Origin of the sequence: Streptomyces sp. NPDC058662, from assembly GCF_042716255.1 — a bacterium.
Lineage (GTDB): Bacteria > Actinomycetota > Actinomycetes > Streptomycetales > Streptomycetaceae > Streptomyces.
Map to the genome: position 1 here is coordinate 1 of NZ_JBHXRU010000078.1, position 20,893 is coordinate 20,893.

The window sequence follows — 20,893 nt, forward strand, 5'->3', positions numbered from 1 at the left end:
GCGGTACGTCCAGTACGAGCCGTGGTCCGCCGTCTTGCGATGCACCGCACCGGACACCGCGACCCGGCAAACCTTTCCGGCCACGGCACTAGAGAGGCGCCCACGACCCGCCCAACAGGCCGTACCTCGGCGAAATCCGCGGGGACGGCCCCCGCGGAGGACCCGCCCCCGCCCTCCGGACCCAGCACCTTAAGGTGTCCCTCATGCCCAGCGTCCTGGTCGTGGAAGACGACCCCAGCATCCGCCAGTCACTCATCGAGGTACTGGCGGAGCACGGGTACGCCGTACGGAGCGCGGGGGACGGGTTCGGCGCGCTGCGCGAGGTCACCCAAGTGCACCTCGACGCGGTGGTCCTCGACCTCGGGCTGCCCGACCTGGACGGGGCCGACGCCCTGCGCATGATCCGCGGCATCTCATCCGTCCCGGTCCTGGTGGCCACCGCCCGCGACGACGAGACCGAGATCATCCGACTCCTCAACGCGGGCGCCGACGACTACCTCGTCAAGCCCTTCTCCGGAGGCCAGCTCATCGCCCGCCTCTCGGCCGTCCTTCGCCGCACCAGCCACGCTTCCCCCGCGCACGCGGCCGCGGGCCCGGGAGCGTCGCAGGCGGCCGAACCGCTGCGCCCGGCGACGGTCGGTGAACTCGCCGTGGACCCGGGCGCGCGCACCGCGTACCTCGCCGGACGTGAACTGCGCCTCACCCGCAGGGAGTTCGACCTGCTGGCCTTCCTGGCGCACCACACCGGCCAGGTCGTCTCCAAACGGCGCCTGCTGACCGAGGTCTGGCGCGAGCCGTATGTCGACGACCAGACGGTCGACGTGCACCTGTCCTCCCTGCGCCGCAAGCTCGGCGAACGGGCCGCGGCCCCCCGCTACCTGCTGACCGTCCGCGGCGTCGGCATCAAACTCGTGGCACCGCGGTGAGACGCTCGCTGGCCGGCGTGGCGCTCGCGGTGACGTCCATGGTCGCCCTCTCCTTCCTGATACCGCTCGCAGCGCTGGTGATGTCGCTGGTCAAGGAGCAGAGCGTCACCGCCGCCGAACAGCGGGCGGCCGCCCTGGCCCCCGTTCTCACGCTCACCACCGACCGGGCCGCACTCCGCGAATCCGCCGCCGGCCTCGACGCGACCGAGCACCTGGTCATCCACCTGCCGGACGCCCAGACCCTCGGCCGCACCCAGGCCCCCGCCGCTCTGCTCGAACGGGCCCGGCGGGGCCGCGAGTCCATCTCCCAGCAGATTTCGAGCGGTTGGATCTGCCTGCAGCCCGTGGTCCTGCCGGGCGACCGGGTCGCGGTCATCGAGAACTTCGTCCCCGAGGAGGAGCTGTCACGCGGGGTCAAGGCCTCGTGGGCGGTGATGGCGCTGCTCGCCGTGGGCCTCATCGGAGGTTCCGTACTGGTCGCCGACCGCCTCGGCGCGAAGGTCGTCAGATCGTCCAAGAATCTCGCGCAGGCCTCGCGCGCGCTGGGCGAGGGCGACCTGGACACCCGCGTCGACCCGGGGGGCCCCAAGGAACTGCGCGACGCGGGCGTCGCCTTCAACGCCATGGCGCACCGGATGACCGAGCTGCTCGCCGTCGAACGCGAACTCGTCGCCGACCTCTCCCACCGGCTCCGCACCCCGCTGACCGCCCTGCACCTCGCGTCGGAACGGATGGCGGGCACCCCGGAGTCGGCCCGGGTCGAGGCCGCCGTGGACGCGCTGGAGACGGAACTCCACGCCATCATCACCGCGGCGCGCACCCCCCTCGCCGTGGGCCCCATGGGACAGGGCCTGCTGGGCAACGAGGCCGGTACGCACCGGCACACAGCCGTCGCGGGCCCCTCGGACCCCCGCTGCGAGGCCGCGGACGTCATCCGGCGCCGCACCGCCTTCTGGGCGGTCCTCGCGGAACAGCAGGAACGGCTCTGCTCCCTGACGATCACCCAGGAGCCGACGGCCGTCAGCCTCAGCGACGACGACGTCGCGGCCGTCGTCGACGCCCTCATCGGCAACGTCTTCCGCCACACCGCTCCTGGAACGCCGTTCGGTGTGCACGTCGTACGCACCGCCCAGGCCGTGGAACTGGTCGTCGAGGACGCCGGCCCCGGCATCCCGGAGCCGGACCGGGCCCTCTCCCGGGGCGGCAGCACCGGCTCCTCCGGCCTGGGCCTCGACATCGCCCGCCGGGCCGCGGCGGTCACCCGCGGTTCGATGCGTATCGCGCGGGGTCCCCGCGGGGGCGCGCACATCACCGTCGTCTTCGCCCTCGCCCCGCCCCTCCCGTCCCAGCGCGGACCGCGCGCCTCCCGCCGCAGGCCGGTCTGGCCCCTCAAGCGCTGACCCCGCGCACGCACTTCGGTGCGGGCGGTGCCGGTGGCGCTGTCGGGGGCGTGCGCGGGGACGCGGGTGCCGCGGTACGCATCCCGCGCGCCCCCGTACGGATCTGGTGAGGCCGGCCGGGGGCTGCGTAGGGTTGGGCTCGCCGGATGGGGGGCCGTCCGGCGTCGGCCGTGCAACCGGGGGGTGGGCCGTGGGCCGAACGAAGGCGGAGCCGTACGCGGCGGAGGAAGACCTCGTCAGGGAGATCGCGCGCGAGGTCGTGGAGCGGGTGGCACCGCATGAGCTGGTGCTCTTCCACGCCGAGAGCACGGCCTACTTCCGGGATCCGCGCAAGGCGTTGAAGGCGGCGCGCAAACGGGCTGCCGCGAAGCCGAAGGACGAGCGGTTCGGCTTCGGGAGCGGTGAGCTGATCGACCTGGCGACCCCGATCGTGCTGGCGATGGTCGAGACCGGCCTGGTCACCGTGGGCGCGCACCTGATGCTGACGACAGTGGAGCGCGGCGCGGGCTCGCTACGCCCCTTCCTGCGGAGGGTGCTGCGGCGCCCGGACCCGGCCGAGGGCGGGGGACCGGCCGGCCAAGGGGGCGCCGCCGCCGGGGCGGAAGCATCCGGGGCGGAAGCGGCCGGGGTGGAAGCGGCCGGGGTGGAAGCGGCCGGGGCCGGCACGGCGGACGGCTCCGCGGACGGTGCGGCCGACACGGACGACGCTGCCCGTGCTGCCGACGTGGCCCGTACGGACGGCGTCGTTGCTACGGGCGGCGTGGCCCCTGCGGACGGCGCGGCCGGAGCGGTGGACGCGGCCGGAGCGGTGGAGGGCTCCGCCCCGCCCGCCTCCGCCCCGCCCGCCTCCGCCCCGCCCGCCGGAAGGGCCGCGGCGCTGCCGCCCGACGTCATCGCGGCCGTACGGCAGGCGGTGTACGAACAGGCCCTGCGGCTCGGCGTCGACGAGGACGGCTCCCGACTGCTGGCCGACGCGGTGATCGGCGCCCTCACCGCATAGCCGAGCCCGCCCACCACCCCTCGGGGGTTTGCGATGCCGACGCCTGCCACGCCCGCGGTCCCCTCCCCGGCGGCCGCCCCGTACCCGTCCGGGCTGCCCGCCGGGACGACCTTCCGGTTCCTCCTGCTGATCACCGCGCTGCTGGGCGCGTCCGTCTTCGCCTACAACACCGCCTACCTCGCCTTCGCACCCGGCGCGGGCCGGGCACGGTCGGTCTACCAGCGGTGCGCCTCCGCCGCCGGCCCGACGGGAGACGACAGCCCGGCCGCGTACTTCCTCGACTCCTTCCTCGCCTGCACCGGGGAGTACGAGCGCGCGAAGGCTCCGTGGGTACTGGCCGGGGTCCTCCTCCTCATGGGCCTCGCCGCGCTCCTGTACTGGGCGGACCCCAAGGTGCACGTACGCAGGCACGACCTGGCCCCCTTCGCCCCGGAAGCGGACGCCGAACACGCGGCCCTCATGAGCCGCCTGCACGAGCTGGTGGCCGAGGCGGGCCTGCGGCGGCCGCCCCGCTTCCTCATGCGCCGGTCCTCGGCCGCCGTCACGGCTCATGCCTTCGGGCGCGCGGGCCGCTACGCCGTCTCCCTCGACGCGGGGCTCGTCACCCGGTTCCGAGCGGATCCCGCCCGCTTCCGCGTCCTGGTGCTGCACGAGCTGGCGCACCTGCGCAACCGGGACACCGACATCGAGTGCCTCACCCGGTCGTTGACCCACGCCTTCCTTCCGCTGGGCGTGCTCCCCATGGCCGCCGGTCTGATCGGCACGGCGCCCCAGGACGCGCTGGGCGTCGGGGTACGCGCCGCGGTCCTACTGGGCCTTGTCCTCCTGACCTCGCAGGCCGTGGTGCGCGCGCGGGAGTACGGCGCGGACGTGCGCGCGGCCTCCTGGGACGGCGTCCGCGACGACCTGCTCGCCGCGATCGCGGCGACGGACGGCCGCCGGCCGTGGTGGAAGGGGCCGCGGCGCATGCACCCCACCGCTGAGCAGCGGATCCGGATGGTGGAGCACCCGGAGCGACTGTTCCGGATCGGATTCTGGGAGTGCTGCGCGGCCGGACTGGCCGCCATGAGCGCGGCCGGCGGATTCCAGATCCTGTGGTGGCTCACAGCCCACGAGGGCGACCCGCTGCACAGCCGGTGGGCGGCGGCGCTGGTGGTCTCCCCGGCCGTCGCGGCCGTCATCGGCCTCGGGGCGTGGCGTGCGGCCGGCCGACGAGACCTCACCCCCGGGGACACCGTGCTCCCCGCACTCGGCCTCGCGGTGGGACTCGTACTCGGCCGGCCCCTCGCAGTGGACAGCGCGGTGGGGGAGGCCCCGCCCCTGCCGCTGTCGTCCGCCGGCGCGACAGCCGCCCTCTGGTCGCTGTCCCTGGCCGTGGCGCTCGTCGCCTTCGCCTGGTGGACGCGTCGGAGCGCGGCGGCCTGGGGCGCCCCGGCCGTACCGCGGCGCGGGGTGTGGGCGGCCGGCTGGGCAGGTGCCTCACTGATCCTCTCGGTCGTGATCGCGTCGTGGATGGTCCTCACCGACACGGCGGGCTGGCTGGGCACCGTGGGAGAGGGAGTCCGCGCCGACCACGGCGCCGTGGCGCGGGTGGCGCCGGCGGGACCGTACTGGCTCTGGGCGGCCGTCCACCATCCGCTGCTCCTGCGCTTCGCCCAGTGGACCCCGGTGGTCCTGGCGCTCGTCGTGGTGTGGGCGGTGCCGCTCGCCGCGCGGCTGCGGTCCGCCCCGCGAGCGGCGGGTGGGCACGGGACCGCGGCCGGGGGCAGGGGTGCCTGGCCCTTCGTGGTGGCCGCGGCCTGCCTGGCCGCCACCGCGGCCTTCGGCGTCGGCACCCTCCTCTTCCGCCTCATGATCCACTCCGGTATGCCCGAGAGGACCCACACGATGGACGGCTTCCTGCAGGCCTTCACGCACGGAAACCTGGTCGCCGCCATGCTCGCGCAGGGCCTCGTGGCGCTCGCCACGGCGGGCCTGCTCGTACGGCGGCACGGGCGCGCGGCCGCGCTCTACGGGCTCGTGGCCGCCTTCCTCACCGGGTGCCTGGTGACGGCCGCCTTCTTCGGCGGTGTACTGGCCGGCGGCTGCGTCGAGGCGCTCGCTCTGCGCCCCGCCGCGTGCGGCGGGGTCTCGCTGCCCCTCGTACGCAACACCCTGCTGCGGATCCTGGTCGGAGGCACCGCGTGCTCGCTGATCGCGGTCGCGGCGGGAGCCCTGGTCCTGGCTGTACGCGGGCGGGTCCGTCCACCGTCCCCGCCGCGTCCGCCGTCCCCGCCGCGGCCGATGAGCGGGGCGGCGTCCGAAGGCAGGTTCACCGCGCGCCGGGTAGGGCTGACGGCGCTGCTCCTGGCGGGAAGCGTGACGGTGTTCGCCTGCACCACGGACACCACCGACCGGACGTTCGGCCCTCCGGCCGGCGGGCTCGAAGAGGTCCGCTCCGCCTGCCGGCAGTACGACGAACTGCTGGGCTCCCTGGACGCCCTCACCACCGCCGAGGTGCACACCCGGCTGGACGAGGCGAGCCAGTCGGCCGTCCGGGGCGGGGAACCACAGCTGGCGCTCGCCTTCATGGAGCATTTCAAAGCAGCCCTGGAAGGCGATTCAGCGGAATTCGAAACCCAGGGGGAACGCATCAACCGGATGTGCGGTACCGCCGGGGTCGTTCTGGTGAACCTGCCCTGAGCCTGCCGCCCTCCGTCTTTCCCGGACCGGTCCTGAAACCGGCCCGGGGAAAACATCCGCTCGGCGGCTCAGGGGTCACCCCCGGTCTGCCGCACATAGCTCACGCCGTCGAGTACCAGATTTTCGAACGTATAGCCGTAACCGGCATCGAATTCGCTCACCGACCACCGCGCGAACCTGATGGGCCCGCCCGGCACGTACAGCGCCATGGATGAATTGCCCACCAGAGCGGGTCCGGTCAGGACCCGGCCGTTGTTGTAGCGCAGAACGACGTACCCGTCGGCGGTGAACACGATCCGCGCGAGCTGCGCGGAGTCCTTGTTGTCCCCGTCCCACTCGCCGACCAGCGCGGGAGGAACGTAGCCCTTGGGCAGAACCGGAGCGCGCGGGGCGGGCGGCGGGGAAGCGGCGGGCGCTGGAACGGGCGACCGTACGCCGGGAGGCGCCGCGGATTCCGTGGCCGGCCCGGGCGAGGGATCGGCTCCGGGCACCTCGTGCGTGGGCGTGGGCGTGAACCCGGGCGGCTCGGAGTCGATATCCGTATACGGTTCTCCGCATCCCGTCGCGAGCGCGGCCACACAGATCGCCGCGACAGCGGTCCGCTTGAACAGCATCCCCATGGGCATCGATTCCCCCGGCTTTTGAGCGGTGCGACGGATGCGGTGCGGTGCGACGTCGGCGATTTCGCGATGCGCGGACGTGAATCCCTGAGAGCGTACTGCCGCCGGAATTCCTCCGGAAGGGGAATCCCGGTAATTGCCTTCTTCCGGGGTGCGGGAAGGCGCCGCGGTGGCGGCCGTAGCCGGTTCGGACTGCGCGTACTACCTCTGCGGCCCCGGGCGCTGATGACGCCGGCACGTCGGAGGGCCGTACGCCACCGTCAGCTGATGTCCTCGTCCTGCCGGTGCGCCGGGGCCGCCGGAACCCCCGCGTGCGTGCAGACGACGTCGGTGGTGGGGGCGAGGGTGCGGCGCAGCAGGTCGCGCGTGGTGGGCCGCAGGCTCGGGGCGCAGCGCCAGGTGATGCCCGGGTGGCGGGACCGCAGGTGCGACAGGGCGCGGGTGCCGAGCCCGGCGGAGTGGAGCTCGTCGTCGATGTCGATGCCGGTGATCACGCCTTCGGCGCAGGCGCCGCAGGTGCGGTAGTGGACCTGGCCGACGACCCTGCGGATGTGGACCAGGAGGAGCCGCTCCTCCTCGGGGCCGGGATCGCCGGGGATGTGGGTGGAGAGGAACTCGATATCGCGGTAGGCGAAGAGCTTGCGGCGCAGCCGCCTGATCAACCCGCCGCGGCGCCGGTGCCTCGCCACTCGGGGGGAGGCCTCCGCTTCACGGTCGGAACGGGGACGGAAGAGGGCGCTCGTCGGACGTGCGTGTTCTCCGGACATGAAGCCCGTGTACCCAGCAGGCGACAGCTGACCCCGGGGGCCGTTCCCCGGGCGTGTCCGGCGCCGGTCAGAGGGCAGGACTGGGTCCGGGCCGGCCGGTCGTGAAGGTGGTGACGACGGTTTTGCCCCCGCGGTGGAAGCGGACGTCCGTCCTGTCGGCCAGGGAGTTGGTCAGGCGCCAGCCGAAGCCGCCCGGCGCGGCCGGCGCCCAGGGGCGCTGGCGCGGTCGGCGGGGGGAGCGGTCGGACACTTCGACGGTGACGGTGCCGGGCCGGGCGGTGATCTGGAACTCGGTGACGCCGCCGCCGTGGCGCCGGGCGTTGGAGATCAGCTCACTCACCACGACCAGCACGTCCTCCATCCTGTCCGCGGCGGCGCCCACCTGGGACAGGATGCGACGGGCCATGTCCCGCGCCTGCCCACAGCTCACGTCCCCGGGCGGCCCGGGCTTGATGCGGTAGGACTCCTCGGAGGTCATATCTGGCGGTTTCCCCGGCTCGCGGGCCGTAAGCGGCCGCACGAGAAGTGCTGGTCCGTTCGGGCGAACGCCTGGGGGTGCCCCGAGGCGCCCCGGCCGCCGCCCGCCGTCACGTTTCTGCGGTGAATCGCTGCCGCCGGGCGGGTGAGCGCGCCGGCAACCCTTCCGGACCGGGCCGCCGGGCGCGCTACAACACCTCGCGTGATCAGGAACCTGCTGCGGAGTGTGCCCGCGCTCCTTCTCGTACTCATTCCCTTCCTCGCGCCCCCCGCTTCCGCCGTCGGCGGCCGGTCGGCGGCGTGGGACGGCCCCGACCCGATCGTCTTCGTCCACGGCTGGAACTCCGACGGCTCCGTCTGGGAGACCATGGCCGGACGCTTCCGGGCCGACGGCCGGCCGGCCGACCACCTCGACCAGTGGACCTACGACGCCACCCAGTCCAACGTCACGACCGCCGCGCGGCTCGCGGAAGAGATCGAGCGCGTACTGGCCGCCACGGGCGCCGAGCGGGTCGACATCGTCACGCATTCGATGGGCGGCCTGTCCTCCCGCTACTACCTCAAGAACCTGGGCGGCACAGCCCAGGTCGATGCGTGGGTCTCCCTCGCGGGACCCAACCACGGCACCGAGACGGCCCGTTGGTGCGGCGGCGACCCGTGCGCCGAGATGCGACCGGGGTCCGCCTTCCTCAACGCCCTCAACGCGGACGACGAGACACCCGGCTCCCCCCGCTACGCCACCTGGGGCTCACCGTGCGACAGCGTCATCAGTCCCAGGAGCAGCGTCGCCCTCTCCGGGGCCGGCAACATCACGACCGCCTGCCTCGGCCACAGTGAACTGAAGACCGACCCGGCGGTCTACGCCGAGGTCAAGGAGCACCTGCGGTAGGCCTGATGCGTCGAGGCGGGAATGGAGTACGGACCCGGGGGCAGGGGCGCGGACGGGGGAAGGGCTCCCCGGGAAGGGCCGGTGCAGTCGTCCGGCCTCCCGTGAACAGAAAGGCTCCTTTCGTGTCGAAGGTCGAAGAGTCCGTCGAAGTCGATGTCCCCGTGCGTACCGCCTACAACCAGTGGACGCAGTTCGAGTCGTTCCCTCACTTCATGGAGGGGGTGGAACGCATCGAGCAGCGCACCGACACGATGACCCACTGGGTGACGAAGATCGGCGGTGTCGCCAAGGAGTTCGAGGCGGAGATCACCGAGCAGATCCCCGACGAGCGGGTCGCCTGGACGACGCTCGGCGGGGACGTCAAGCAGGCCGGTGTCGTCACCTTCCACCGCCTCGACGACGCCAAGTGCAAGGTGATGCTCCAACTCGACTACGACCCGGAGGGCTTCACGGAGAACGTCGGTGACAAGCTCGGCCTCGTCAAGAGGCGGGTCACCGGCGACCTCAAGCGGTTCAAGGAGTACATCGAGGACCGCGGTCGCGAGACCGGCGCCTGGCGCGGCGAGGTCTGACCTCGCGGCAGCTTCGCGCCACCGACCGCACGGGGCCCCGGGACACCACGTCCCGGGGCCCCGTCGCGCGAGTACCCCGGCTCGTAAGGGCGCTGCTCCCCGCTCGTCGACGGCATGACGCGCGCCCGGCGCGGTCCACCGCCGAGCGCGGCGGTGCCTGATAGCGTCGCACGTCCTTGATCGCTGACATCGCTGACATCGCTGACATTGCAGACACAGCTGAGACCGCTGACAGAGGAGACGGCCCCATGCCCGACGACCTGGCCACTGACAGCATCCGGAAACTGGAGGCCGTCGTGGAGTCGAGCGCTCTGCCGGAGCACACCGTCGAGCTGCTCCGCGTCTCCCTCAGCCAGGCCCGGACGGCGCAAGCGGCCGGCCACGGCCAAGAGGCCCTCACCATCGCCAACCAGGCCCTCCAGACGGCGGAGAACGCTTCCGAGGGCCCGTAGCCCCTGAAAGGTCGTCATCGGACCCGGACCCGGACCCGGACTCAATCCGGCCGGCGCTCCGGGCCCCCGAAGTCGGGGCTGGTGAAGTCGGGGCTGGTGAGACGGCGGCCCGGGGCGGAGGCGTCCGGGTGCCGAGGGTCCTGGTCGGAGGCGAGGGCATCCCTGAGGAAGGGCTCGATACCCCGTTCCAGCAGGGCGCGCCGCCAGGCTTCTCTGGCTCGGGCTTGCTCATCGCTCAGCTCGTGGGCGTACGCGTCCTCCGGGGCGACCGCGCCGCGGCCGGCCCGCTGTGCCACGACCAGCAGGCCGACCACGCAGACGACGACGGCGCCCACGGCCACGGCCGCGAACAACCACCCGGCCGCGTACATGGCCCGGCCGACCCCCGACTCGGCGGCGAGGGCCGTGAGGATGAAACCCCCGAGGAAGCAGAGCGCGGCGGCGGCTCCGGAAACGACGGGAGCGAGCACGGCGACCACGGTGCGCAGACCCGCTCCGGTCGGCCCTGCCGTTTCCCGCGCCGGAGTCACCAGGCCGCCCAGGCGGGTACGGGCATCCGCCGACCGGCCGGGCGTGCGCGGCGACTGCGTACCCGGGGCCCCCGGTGCCATCCGTGCCGGCGAAGCCGTCCGTGCCGCCGGTGCCACCCGTGGCGTCGGTGCCACGGGGCGTACGTGCAGGCCGAGCAGCGCTGCCAGCAGACGGCGGCCGTAGGACATCTCGACCCACCGCGACGGGGCGACTCCGTCGCTGACCCGGCGGCCGCCCGCCTGTCCCGCACCCAGGACGGCCGCGCCCAACCGGTGGCGCAGACCCGCCCGCGCAGGGCGGTTGGCGGCGGCGGACGCCGAACGGGAGGACACCGACTCACGGAGTTCCTCGCGGACCTTCACGTAGTGCGCGTACTCGGCCGCGGCGGCCGCCGTGACGAAGGCTGTGGCATTGAGGGTCAGGGCGCGCAGCTGCTCGGCGTTGAGCCGCTGGCCCGCGGCAGCCAGATCCGGACGCTCGCCGGCGGTACGCAGTCGCAGTGCCTCGTCGAGGAGCCGCTCGAACTCCGCGCGATCCTCGTGCAGGAGGTAAGGCGCACTGTTCACAGCCCTTCCTCCCCCCTCGCCGGCCCCCGCCGCCATCGTGGCGCGGCCCGGCCGTCGAGGCCGGCCGCTCCGTCGGCGGGATCGAGGACGGGAGTGTCACCGAGGCCTCCCGGGTCCGGGAACTGCGCCCGGGCCGCCGCGGCCTCGCCGGGGAGGGGACGCGGCCCGTGAGCATCGGCGGTCGCCGCGGCCTGCCTGGGGGAGGGCGCCGGGCGCGCGCGGAGCGGCGGGCCTTCGGGAGCGAGGGGGCGCCGGACCGGGTCGGCGGGGGGCACCGAGGGCGACGAGGGCAGGGGCTCCGTGCGGGGCGGAGCGCCGGACGGCTCACGTGCCGTGGGGACCCCCGCGGCCCCGCCGGCTCCCACGGCACGCGAGCCGCCCGCACCGGCCGCGTCCCCGGCGCCGGCGGCGTTCCCGGCACCGGCAGGCGGATCGCCCGCGTTCCCGGCACCGGCACCGGCAGCTGGAGCTGGAGCTGCCGCAGGCTCCGGGGCCGCCTCCGGGGCCGCGGCCGTCCTTCCAGCCGGCTGCTGGTCGGCCGTCAGCAACTCGTTCACCGACTGGATACGGCTGAGTTGGGTGAGCAGTATGGGCGCCGACATGCCGACGACGAGGGCGGCGTACTCGCCGCTGATCTGCCCCGTGGTGCCGAACAGCACCGCGGCCCCGGCGCCCATCGCGCTGTGCAGGACGGCCGCGACGGTATCGACGGCGGGGTCGAAGTACGCCCCGAACCGCGGGGGCAGCCCTTGCGCCGCGGTCTCTTCGGCGGTCGACTGCCGATGGAGGAGGTGGTCGGCCTGCCACGACACGAACCGGTTGTAGAGGTCCAGCGCCCCGCGCAGCAGGCCACCGGCCGCCCCCAACAGGATCAACGTCGGGACGTCCACTGTCTCCCCTGTCTCCCCCGGGTGACGGCGCGACGGCGCCAGGGGCCTGCCCGCGCGCATGCGGACACCGGACGAGCGTAGAGGCGCGTACGAGCCCGGGGGAAGCAAACGCCCTGATTCGGCCGGCATCCCGCCTTCCACCCGCGTTTTCACGCCACGGCTCAGCCCGGGGTACCAGGGCTCGTGTACCCGAGGGACCGGAGGTCGGCCGCGCGGGTGCCCGCGGGCTGGAGGTCGGCGTACGGGTGCAGGCGGGCGCCGCCGGTGCCGTTGGCGAGGGTACGGGCCGGGGCGGGCGCCTGGGCGGGGGTGGGGGCGAGCCGGCTCCGGCCGAGCAGGGTGAGGACGGCCTCGGGCCCGTGGTCGCGGCGGGCGGCGGCGAGTTCTTCGAGGTCCCAGACCGTCTGGCCGACGACGGTGCGGCGCGGGCCGCGGGCTTCGACGGTGCCGCGCACGAGCAGGATGCCGGAGTGGAAGACGGTGTGGGCGACGCTGTCGTGGCTGTCCTCGAAGAAGGCGATGTCGACGAGCCCGGTGCCGTCCTCCAGGGTGACGAAGATGATGCGCTTGCCGGAGGGGATGGGCGGGGTCTGGGTGGAGGCGCGTACGCCGGCGACCAGGACCTTCTGCCCGGGGCGCATCGCCTTGAGGTGGGCGGCGTCGGTGGCGCCGACCTCGCGCAGCAGCCGGTGGTGGTGGGTCATCAGGTGCTGGGACACGTCGATGGACAGGACGTCGATCTCCGCGTGCAGGGCTTCGCGGCTGGTCATCTCCGGGAGCCCGGACGGCTCGGCGGTGACGAGCTCGCCGCCGAGGGGGAGCTGGCCGTCGGCGGGCCGGGCCCGGGTGTGGGCGTGCAGCTCGGCGGCCTGGAGGAGGAGGTCGCGGCGGGTGAGCGGGCCGCGCAGCGGATCGAGGGCGCCGATCCGGATGAGCCGCTCGGCGATCGGGAGGGCGGGCCGCGCGCGCTGCCACAGGTCCTGGAGGTTGTTGTAGGGCTGGCCGGCCACGATCCGGGCGACCTGGTCCTCGCTGATCCCCTTCACCGAGGACAGCGACAGGCGTACGCCCCACACGTCGCCCCCGGTCCGCTCGCCCCTCTCGTCCTGCTCACCCCTCTCGCCCCTCTCGCCCCTCTCGACGCGGTGGTCGGACTTCGAGCGGTTGACGTCGACGGGCAGGAGCGGGACGCGGTGGCGGCGGGCGTCGGAGACGATCACTCGGGCCGGCCACATGCCCGGGTCGTGCTCCAGCAGCCCCGCGTAGAGGGCGGCCGGGTGGTGGGCCTTGAGCCATGCCGACTGCAGGGCCGGGACGGCGAAGGCCACGGCGTGCGCGCGGCAGAACCCGTACGCCCCGAAGCCCTTGATGACGTCCCAGACCTCGTCGAGCACGGCGGGGGAGTAGCCGCGGCGGCCGGCCTCGCGCAGGAACCATGCCTCCACCCGCGGCAGGCGCTCCTTGTCGGCGAGCGCGCGGCGGGCGACCTCGGCGAGCGCCCGGTCGCATCCGGTGAGGACGGCGAACATGTCGATGATCTGCTCGTGCCAGATCGTGACCCCGTAGGTGGAGGACAGGACGGGGACCAGGTCGGGGTGCGGGTACCGGGGGGCGGCGCCGTGGCGGGCGGCGATGTAGAGGGCGGGCATGCCGCCCCTGACCGGGCCGGGGCGGAAGAGGCTGATGTCGGCGACGACGTCCTGGACGTCGCGCGGCTGGAGCCGGCCGACCAGGTCCTGCTGGCCGGGGGATTCCAGCTGGAACATCCCGACCGTGTCGCTCGCGCGGATCAGGTCGAAGGCGCCCGCGTCGCCGAGCGGTACGTGGTCGGGGTTGTCGAGGTCGATCTGGCGGCCGGTCGTGCGGCGGATCTCCTTGACGGCGTGCGCCATCGCGGACTGCATCCGTACCCCGAGCACGTCCAGCTTGAGCAGGCCGAGGTCCTCCACGTCCTCCTTGTCGGCCTGCACCATCGGGTACCCGCCCGGCGTCGGCTGCACCGGCAGGCGCTCCAGCAGTGAGGAGTCGGACAGGATCACCCCGCACGGGTGCATGGCGATCCCGCGCGGCAGCCTGTCGAGGCTCTCGGCCAGTTCCCACAGCGGACCGAAGGTGTCGGCCTCGGCAGCGAGCGCCTTCAGCTCGGGCAGGGAGGCCAGGGCGTCGCGGATGTCGCGGGCCCGGATGTGCGGGAAGGACTTCGCGACCCGGTCGATCACCTGGGGTGCGATACCGAGCGCCAGTCCGGCGTCGCGCAGGGCGTGCCGGGCCCGGTAGGTCTCGGGCATGCCCGTCACCGCGACCCGCTCCGTCCCGAACCGCTCGATGATCCGGTCGTAGACCTCCAGCCGGCGCGCGGACTCCACGTCGACGTCGATGTCGGGCAGCGACCGGCGCCGGACGCTGAGGAAGCGTTCGAACAGCAGGTCGTGGTCCAGGGGGTTCGCCGTCGCCACGAACAGGGCGTGGTTGACCATCGAGCCGGCGCCGGAGCCGCGTGCCGCGACGCGGATGCCCAGCGCGCGGACGTCCGCGACCACCTGGGCGACCGCGAGGAAGTACGGCTCGTACTCCAGCTTCCCGATCACCCCCAATTCGTGCTCCAGCCGCTCCATCGCGCGCCGGTCGCCGTCCAGGCCGCGCGCGAACATGCCGTCCGCGCACCGCCGGCGCAGCAGCCGCATGGCGCCGCCCGGCCCCGGTTCGGCCCCCACCACCTCCGGCTCGGGGAAGTGCGGCCGTCCCAGCCCCAGGTCTGCGACCGGGTCCACCGCGCACTCCTCCCCGGTCCGTACGGTCTCCGCGAGGAGCGCGGCCGCCCGGCCCGGCCCGGCGCCCGACGCCTGCGCGATCCGCTCCGCCGCCGCTCCCATGGCGGCGGGGTCCTTCAGCCAGCGCTCCCCGCTGTCCAGCCGGCGGCGGTCGATCGGGCGCAGCAGCCGGGCCGCGTCGAGGACGTCGGCGATCCGGTGCTGGGCGGGGTCGGCGTAGCGCACCGCGTTGGTCAGCACCGCGCGGATGCCGAGCCGGTCGGCGAGGCCGAGGGTACGGGCGGCCAGCCGCAACGATCCCGGGCCGGTGCCGGGCACGCCCCACCACAGCGTCTCCAGCCGCAGGTTCGCCCCGGCCACCTCGCGCCACGGCGCGAGCAGCTCCTCGGCGAGGTCCGGGCGCCCGGCCGCCAGCGCCCGTACCGGCTCCGACACCGGACCCAGCAGCACGGTGAGGTCCTGGTCCGCGTACCGGCCGAGGGTCTCCCAGGACACCACCGGCGGGCCGTCCGCCGCCCCCGCGTGCGCGGCGGACACCAGCCGGCACAGCCGCCCCCACCCGGCCCCGTTCCGCGCCAGCAGCGTGACCCGCAGCCGCGGCTCCAGCACGTGCGCCCCACCCCGCGCGGGCGTCCGCGTACGGGCACCCGGGCCGGGGGCGGCCCGGGTGCCCGGGCCCGGGGCCCGGGCGGCCTGGCTCCAGGGGGCGACCGCGACGTCGACCCCGAAGGCGGGGCGGACCCCGGCCTCGGTCGCGGCCTTGGCGAACCGGACCGCGCCGGTGACGGTGTCCCGATCGGTGAGCGCGAGCGTCCCGACACCTCGCTCGGCGGCGCGCCGCACCAGGTCACGGGGGAGGGAGGCCCCGTAACGGGCCGAGAAGCCGCTGGCGACGTGCAGGTGGACGCCGCTGACCATCACAGACCTCCCTCGCGCACGTTCTCAGCCGCTGTGGCCGAATATCTCCCTCCAAGGTATCGAACATAATTCGAACACGGCGAGTCGCCCACCTGGGGGCGGTGTCCGCCGTGGCGGGTGTGACTTAGCGGCGTAGTTGGCCGGTTAGCGGTCTAGTTAGCTGGCCCGTGAGCGCGCCACTTGGCCCCCTGGGGCAATGGACGGCTCGATCAGCGGGTTTCCGATAAGGGGAGCGTTGTCGGTGGGTGCTGACAGGGTGCGCGTGTGACGGATAACGAAAGCGCCCGCATGACGCGGATCCTGAGCGGGTTGCCGGCAGCGGCTCAAGAACTGCTGCGGAAGACGGACTGGGCTTCTCGCCAGCACGCCTACGGCTCCGCCGAGGACATACCAGTCTCTCTGTGCTCCCTCGTGGACGAGGATGCCGAGGTGCGGTGCGAGGCGTTGGCCACGCTGGACATGGGCGTGCTGCATCAGGGCTCGCTGTACACGGTCACCGCGCCCGCGGCGCTGTTCGTCGCCGCGATTCTCGACCATCCCATGGGCCTCGCCGAGCACGAGGGACACCTCCCGTGGGACGAGGGGCCGCCGCGCACCTTGCGGGCCGCCCTGCTCGCCTGGCTGGGACAGGTGGCTGAGTCGGCCGCCTACGGGGAGGATCCGGCGCGGGACCGAGCCAACTGGGAGTGGCAGCCCTGGCACGAGAACACCCGAGGCGAGCGCGACTCTGACGAACTCGCCGCACTGCAAGCGTGCCGGGACATTCGGCCCGTCCTGTACGACGCCGTCGAGCCGTTCCTCTCGTCCTGCGACCCCCACATCTGTGAGACCGCGCTCGGCAGCGCGGTGCCGCTCCTTGCCGCCCCGGCTCTGGCCGACCGGGTGCCGCGCGCCGCCGCGCTGTTGCGGGCTCGGCTGGGCGCCATGACGGGCCGGCGGGAGCGAGCCGCCGTGGCGCGGGCGCTGAGTCTTTGGGGGATGGACACCTCCGACCTGCTCGCCGACTCCGACCCGGCCGTGCGGGTCTGTGCCGCGCTCGGTCCCGTGCGAGTCGATCGGCCCCGGGCTCTCGCCGTGCTCCTCGACGCGCTGCGGGATTCCGGCACGACAGACGGGTGGTTTCCCGAGCCGCTGTACGGGGTCGACGGGTGGTTCCGGTTCACGGTGCTGCGTTCCGCGCTCGACCTGGCCTCATCGTTCGAGGAGGTGGCACCGGTGGCCATCGCCATGGTGGCCGCCGGCCGCAGTTCCATCGTCGACCACGAAAGAGGGCCGATCTTGTTCAGAGCCTTCTCCGGTGGTTACGACCCGACCCGCTCGCTCACCTCGGCCCAGCGTGCCCTGCTGCGGGCGTTCATAGAAACAGACGAGGTGACGGGCAGCATCCGCGGCAACTGGTTGTGGTTCCGCGCGGCTGGACTGCCGGAGAACCGGGAGGACATCGCTGCGTTGCTGTGACGCGGCTCGCCACCGCACCCAGGGCCACTGACGTTCCCCGCCTGAGGGTGAGCATCGAAGTTGTCCACCCGGGCCGGCTACGGTGCTCGGTCACACGGACCTCCCCCGGGACGTGCAGGCCCCGGTCCCGCATGTCTGGTGGGGCGGCTGAGTCCGCCCGGAGGGGGTTCGGAGGGGCCGGCCGCACGGCCTGGATCTGCGCACAGGTAATCTGATCAAGACTTTTTGCACTGGTGAACATGTTCAGATTTGGGGGGCCGGTGTTCCGTCACCGTGTCATGATCTCCGCCGCCGTCGTTGCGGCGGCCGTAGGCTTCGTACCCGTCACCGCCCAGGCCGCACCGTCGCCCGGTGCTGCCTCCGAGGCGCCCACGCCGACGCCGGCGCCCGCTCCGGCGTCCGTGCCGGCCGTGAAGGGCCCGGCGGACGGGGCCGCCGCCGCGAAGGAAGCGGCCGGGAAGGCCGCCGTGCGGGAGATAGCGGCGAAGACCGCGGCCGCGAAGGCCCGGGCCTCGGCCTCGGCCGGCCCGGCGGCGCGCGCCCAGCAGAGCGCGTACTTCGACGTGTCGATGGGCACGTCCACCTCCGGCGCGCTCTCCGCCGGGCTGGCCACCGGCGTCAGCACCGACCTGACGTACGGCGTCGTCCGGTACGACATCGACTGGGGCGACGGCGTCGTCGACACGGAGTTCAACCTCGTCGAAGAACTCGTGTACGCCGATCACACCTACGCCCGCGCCGGTGCCCACACGATCACGATCAAGGCGACCGGCCCGGGCGACGAGACCGCCGTCACCACCGAGGAGATAGTGGTGGAGGGCTCCGAGTTCACCCCGCACGCCCCCACCCGGCTGCTGGACACCCGTGACGGCACCGGTACCGGGACCCCCGGCGGCCGCCCCGTCGGAGCCAACGGTACGACCCGCGTGAAGATCGTCGGCAGCGGTTCCATCCCGGACGGTGTGACGGCCGTGGCCCTCAACATCACGGTGACCAACGCCGCGACGGCCGGGCACGTCATCGCGTACGCCTCCGGCGCGAAGCGGCCGGAGACCTCGAACGTCAACTTCGTGAAGGGCCAGAGCGTACCGAACCTGGCGATCGTGCCGGTCGGCAAGGACGGGTACGTGGAGCTGGCCAACCGCAGCCTTGGCTCGGTGGACCTTATCGCCGACGTGACGGGCTACTTCAGCCGGACCGCCGCCGGCGGCTACACCTCCGTGGAGCCGACCCGGCTCGTCGACACCCGCGTGGGGCTGGGTGCGCCCGGGGTCGCGGCCGCCGCCCAGAAGACCTTCGGCGTCCAGGTCGCCGGAGCGGTCGGGCTGCCGGCCACCGGCGTGACGGCCGTGTCCCTCAACGTCACCGTGACCAACCCGGCAGAGGCCGGCCACCTGACCGTCTTCCCCGGCGGGGGGCAGGCTCCGTCCACCTCCAGCGTGAACTTCACCGCCGGGCAGACCGTCGCCAACGCGGTGATCGTCCCGGTCGGACCGGACGGCAGGATCAGCATCCGCAACGGCTCCTGGGACCGGACCGACGTGATCGTGGACGTCACCGGCTACTACGGCGCCGACGGCGAGGCCGCCTACCTGCCGGCGGAGCCCGAGCGCCTGCACGACACCCGGACCTACGGCTGGCCCCTCCCGGCCATGAGCTACCACGAAGAGATCCAGTGGGGGGCGAACGGGCTCGAAGCCCTCGTCGTGAACACCACGGTGACCAACACGAAGGGCGCCGGGCACCTCACCGTGGCCCCCGACCCGAACACCAAGGACGACTACCTCAACGGCACGGTGGAGCGCCCGACTCCGCCGAACACCTCCGTCCTGAACTGGACGAAGGACACGACCGTCGCGAACCTGGTCCAGGCGGGCACCGGCAACAACGACATCGTCGACTTCTGGAACCGCGGCTGGGAGCCGACCGACTTGATCGTCGACCTGTTCGGCACGTACAGCAGGAAGTGACCCGTACCCGCCCCGTGCCGGCCCGTATCGACCCGTCAGGAGAGCCCGGTCACAGCCCTACCCGCGCAGGAAGGCCTCCACTCCGGTGGCCAGGGGCGAGCACGGGGACGGTGCTGCCCGGCGGGTGCCCGATGCTGCACGCGTGATCGAGCGGGAGACCGCGGTTCGCGTCGTCGAGGAAGAGCTGGACCGCGAGAACCAGAAGTGTGCGGCTCGGGCGTTGCCCCGAGCCGCACAACAGTGCTGCATGTCGGGGGCACGAGCTGGTCTGGAAGGTGTACTGGCAGTGCGAAGGTCTCGCTGAGTGAGGTAGAAGGCGGTATGGATACCGCCGTACTCGTTGAGGCCCGGTGTGAGACGTCCGTGCCGGCGGAGACCTGGCCCGACCTGGGGTTTGCGAGCGGTGGGCCCCTGGACTCCCTGTGTCACTGGCTCCGCGTACGGTCTGTGCATGGTTGATCAGAGACCCCCCTTGTCATCGGTATCCGACTTCGCGACCTGGGAGCCGGTTCTGCGGCTCATGCTGGCCGACGACACGGATCGGCGTGCCGCTCGGCCGGCGCGTGTGGCAGGGCGTATCAGCCAATACGGCACGAGCCTCGCGTATCGGGGATCCATGTCGTCGACAGCGCTGACCGCGGTGGAGGGCATACAACGGGCGCTCGCGCGCGGCGGAGTCCAGGAGATCGCGTTCAGGGCGGAGGTCCAGCCGGACGGTGGGGCCGCACTCGGTCTGGTCTGGCCGAGCCCGGTCGTGGAACCGGCCCTCGGCTACCCGGACCTGGGGGTGCTCGTACTGGTCGACGGCTCCTTTGCCGCTCCCTGGCTCCGTCGTCCCGATCCGGTGACCGGAGCCGTGCCCGCGCCATCGGCGGATCCGGAGCTGCTGGAGCGGACGCTGCGCGAGCGGTTGCCGGACGCCGTCGGAGCGACGGAGGAGGAGATCGCAGCCGCCGAAGCGCGTCTTGGCGTCACTCTGTCCGACGAGCTCAAGGTGCTGTACCGGGTGACACGGGTGTACGGCGGCGACGACTTCGATCTGGAGGAGGCGGACCGCGCCGGCGGGGCGGTCGGCTGCGAGCTCTCCGGCGTGGAGCATCTGTACAGCATCGACGCCGCAGTGCGTAACCCCGGCTGGGATCTTGGAGCGACGCACGCGGTCTCTGCTGCGCCGGACGCCGCGGTGCAAAGCTTGGCGGGCTCCCCGGGCTGGATCGGCTTCGGGACCAACGGCGGCGACGAGTTCGCCGTCGACCTGACCCCCGGCCCCGCTGGGTACTTCGGGCAGGTCATCCTGGTCGGCCACGAGGAGAGCCTCGGTGCCGAGCTCGTGGCCGATTCCCTCACCGATTTCGTCCTGGGCCGGACGCGGGAGGAACGGCGTGACCGCGGCGGAGACAAGCTTCCCGCCGTGGCCAGAGTCGGCACCGGTTGCCTTGAGACCATCCAGGCAGCCGTCCATCCCGCCCTGGAAGTCCTGACCATCGGAGCCTGGGACGGCACACCTTTCAGCCTCGCCCCCGTCACGGCACTGCCCCGTCTGCGCACTCTGAGCGCCGTGCCCGGCACACTGGCCGACCCCCTGGAGGTCGCAGAGTTCAGGGGACTGGAGTTCCTGGAACTCGGCGCACAGGAATGGCGCGCCCTCCTGGACGCCGGAGCCGTCCCGCGCAGCCTGAAGGCGGCAGCCGTCAAAGTGCGGGATGAGGACCACCTGCCCGTGGTGGCCCTCGCCAACGAAATCCTGGCCCTCTGGGACCGGCCCGAGATCGTACAAACGCTCCTCACGGGAGACCTCGGTCCTCCGGCCTAGCCGAACGGCCCGCTGTGGGCTGGAACCAGGCGACGACGAGGGCGGAACCGTCCATCGCCCGGGCGAGCGCCGCAGAGTCGAAGACACCGACGCACGCCATCGGCGGCCCGGATCAGGGTGGGCAGAGTGAGGACGTACGGCGAGCCGGAGACTGATCTGGGCCTGCTTCTGCGGTCCCAGCGGATCGGAGA

General features: G+C 73.3%; 16 protein-coding genes. 10 read left to right on the plus strand and 6 right to left on the minus strand.

The genetic code is table 11. From position 1 onward, the window contains the following. Positions 1 to 203: 203 nt before the first annotated feature. The 4 genes from ACFWUQ_RS23510 to ACFWUQ_RS23525 all read left to right on the plus strand — a co-directional run bounded on the left by ACFWUQ_RS23510 (position 204) and on the right by ACFWUQ_RS23525 (position 6,008). A complete protein-coding gene (locus ACFWUQ_RS23510) occupies positions 204 to 926 on the plus strand; it encodes a response regulator transcription factor (RefSeq protein ID WP_384541260.1) in 723 nt (240 codons plus the stop codon). Next, positions 923 to 2,326 carry an ATP-binding protein gene (locus tag ACFWUQ_RS23515; RefSeq protein WP_384541263.1) on the plus strand — a complete coding sequence of 468 codons (1,404 nt, stop codon included), beginning with the start codon at positions 923 to 925 and terminating at the stop codon, positions 2,324 to 2,326. The genes ACFWUQ_RS23510 and ACFWUQ_RS23515 overlap by 4 nt, the downstream gene beginning before the upstream one ends. A gap of 190 nt (positions 2,327 to 2,516) precedes the next feature. Further along, positions 2,517 to 3,326 (plus strand): hypothetical protein, encoded by an 810-nt coding sequence (locus ACFWUQ_RS23520; RefSeq protein WP_384541265.1) that lies wholly within the window; start codon positions 2,517 to 2,519, stop codon positions 3,324 to 3,326. Between the two features lie 33 nt (positions 3,327 to 3,359). Beyond that, entirely contained in the window at positions 3,360 to 6,008 is a 2,649-nt protein-coding gene (locus ACFWUQ_RS23525) for a M48 family metalloprotease (protein WP_384541266.1), read from the plus strand. Between the two features lie 68 nt (positions 6,009 to 6,076). Here ACFWUQ_RS23525 and ACFWUQ_RS23530 read toward each other — a convergent pair whose 3' ends face one another. The 3 genes from ACFWUQ_RS23530 to ACFWUQ_RS23540 form a co-directional block, all read right to left on the minus strand. Beyond that, positions 6,077 to 6,628 carry a hypothetical protein gene (locus ACFWUQ_RS23530; RefSeq protein ID WP_384541269.1) on the minus strand — a complete coding sequence of 184 codons (552 nt, stop codon included), beginning with the start codon at positions 6,626 to 6,628 and terminating at the stop codon, positions 6,077 to 6,079. A 260-nt stretch (positions 6,629 to 6,888) separates the two neighbouring features. Beyond that, complete coding sequence (locus ACFWUQ_RS23535; RefSeq protein WP_384541272.1) at positions 6,889 to 7,395, minus strand: hypothetical protein; 507 nt, start codon at positions 7,393 to 7,395, stop codon at positions 6,889 to 6,891. Between the two features lie 67 nt (positions 7,396 to 7,462). Next, entirely contained in the window at positions 7,463 to 7,873 is a 411-nt protein-coding gene (locus tag ACFWUQ_RS23540) for an ATP-binding protein (RefSeq protein ID WP_384541275.1), read from the minus strand. 201 nt (positions 7,874 to 8,074) lie between these two features. Here ACFWUQ_RS23540 and ACFWUQ_RS23545 point away from each other — a divergent pair, with 201 nt between their 5' ends. The 3 genes from ACFWUQ_RS23545 (at position 8,075) to ACFWUQ_RS23555 (ending at position 9,785) form a co-directional block, all read left to right on the plus strand. Then, positions 8,075 to 8,761 (plus strand): lipase family alpha/beta hydrolase, encoded by a 687-nt coding sequence (locus ACFWUQ_RS23545; RefSeq protein WP_384541278.1) that lies wholly within the window; start codon positions 8,075 to 8,077, stop codon positions 8,759 to 8,761. 122 nt (positions 8,762 to 8,883) lie between these two features. After that, a complete protein-coding gene (locus ACFWUQ_RS23550) occupies positions 8,884 to 9,333 on the plus strand; it encodes an SRPBCC family protein (RefSeq protein ID WP_384541279.1) in 450 nt (149 codons plus the stop codon). A gap of 248 nt (positions 9,334 to 9,581) precedes the next feature. After that, the gene (locus ACFWUQ_RS23555) at positions 9,582 to 9,785 is read left to right on the plus strand and encodes a hypothetical protein (protein WP_384541282.1); all 204 of its coding nucleotides are present in this window, start codon (positions 9,582 to 9,584) and stop codon (positions 9,783 to 9,785) included. Positions 9,786 to 9,826: 41 nt separating this feature from the next. On the opposite strand, the gene ACFWUQ_RS23560 is transcribed toward ACFWUQ_RS23555, so the two are convergent. From ACFWUQ_RS23560 to ACFWUQ_RS23570, 3 genes are all read right to left on the minus strand, one after another. Further along, positions 9,827 to 10,882: a hypothetical protein gene (locus tag ACFWUQ_RS23560; RefSeq protein ID WP_384541285.1), complete on the minus strand. Its 1,056-nt coding sequence runs from the start codon at positions 10,880 to 10,882 to the stop codon at positions 9,827 to 9,829. Beyond that, positions 10,879 to 11,772, minus strand: coding sequence for a hypothetical protein (locus ACFWUQ_RS23565; RefSeq protein ID WP_384541287.1), 894 nt, complete (start codon positions 11,770 to 11,772; stop codon positions 10,879 to 10,881). The genes ACFWUQ_RS23560 and ACFWUQ_RS23565 overlap by 4 nt, the downstream gene beginning before the upstream one ends. Positions 11,773 to 11,933: 161 nt before the next feature. Continuing rightward, entirely contained in the window at positions 11,934 to 15,461 is a 3,528-nt protein-coding gene (locus tag ACFWUQ_RS23570; protein WP_384541289.1) for a DNA polymerase III subunit alpha, read from the minus strand. A gap of 264 nt (positions 15,462 to 15,725) precedes the next feature. On the opposite strand from ACFWUQ_RS23570, the gene ACFWUQ_RS23575 reads away from it, so the two are divergent. The 3 genes from ACFWUQ_RS23575 (at position 15,726) to ACFWUQ_RS23585 (ending at position 20,702) form a co-directional block, all read left to right on the plus strand. Then, entirely contained in the window at positions 15,726 to 16,919 is a 1,194-nt protein-coding gene (locus ACFWUQ_RS23575) for a hypothetical protein (RefSeq protein ID WP_384541292.1), read from the plus strand. A 239-nt stretch (positions 16,920 to 17,158) separates the two neighbouring features. Continuing rightward, the gene (locus ACFWUQ_RS23580; RefSeq protein ID WP_384541295.1) at positions 17,159 to 18,889 is read left to right on the plus strand and encodes a hypothetical protein; all 1,731 of its coding nucleotides are present in this window, start codon (positions 17,159 to 17,161) and stop codon (positions 18,887 to 18,889) included. Positions 18,890 to 19,340: 451 nt separating this feature from the next. Next, positions 19,341 to 20,702 carry an SMI1/KNR4 family protein gene (locus ACFWUQ_RS23585; RefSeq protein WP_384541297.1) on the plus strand — a complete coding sequence of 454 codons (1,362 nt, stop codon included), beginning with the start codon at positions 19,341 to 19,343 and terminating at the stop codon, positions 20,700 to 20,702. Positions 20,703 to 20,893: the final 191 nt, after the last annotated feature.

Excerpts from the sequence above, each read along its gene's own strand:
- ACFWUQ_RS23570 (WP_384541289.1), bottom strand. The coding sequence starts at position 15,461 with ATGGTCAGCGGCGTCCACCTGCACGTCGCCAGCGGCTTCTCGGCCCGT.
- ACFWUQ_RS23580 (WP_384541295.1), top strand. The coding sequence starts at position 17,159 with ATGTTCAGATTTGGGGGGCCGGTGTTCCGTCACCGTGTCATGATCTCC.
- ACFWUQ_RS23535 (WP_384541272.1), bottom strand. The coding sequence starts at position 7,395 with ATGTCCGGAGAACACGCACGTCCGACGAGCGCCCTCTTCCGTCCCCGT.
- ACFWUQ_RS23530 (WP_384541269.1), bottom strand. The coding sequence starts at position 6,628 with ATGGGGATGCTGTTCAAGCGGACCGCTGTCGCGGCGATCTGTGTGGCC.
- ACFWUQ_RS23555 (WP_384541282.1), top strand. The coding sequence starts at position 9,582 with ATGCCCGACGACCTGGCCACTGACAGCATCCGGAAACTGGAGGCCGTC.
- ACFWUQ_RS23540 (WP_384541275.1), bottom strand. The coding sequence starts at position 7,873 with ATGACCTCCGAGGAGTCCTACCGCATCAAGCCCGGGCCGCCCGGGGAC.
- ACFWUQ_RS23525 (WP_384541266.1), top strand. The coding sequence starts at position 3,360 with ATGCCGACGCCTGCCACGCCCGCGGTCCCCTCCCCGGCGGCCGCCCCG.
- ACFWUQ_RS23510 (WP_384541260.1), top strand. The coding sequence starts at position 204 with ATGCCCAGCGTCCTGGTCGTGGAAGACGACCCCAGCATCCGCCAGTCA.
- ACFWUQ_RS23585 (WP_384541297.1), top strand. The coding sequence starts at position 19,341 with ATGGTTGATCAGAGACCCCCCTTGTCATCGGTATCCGACTTCGCGACC.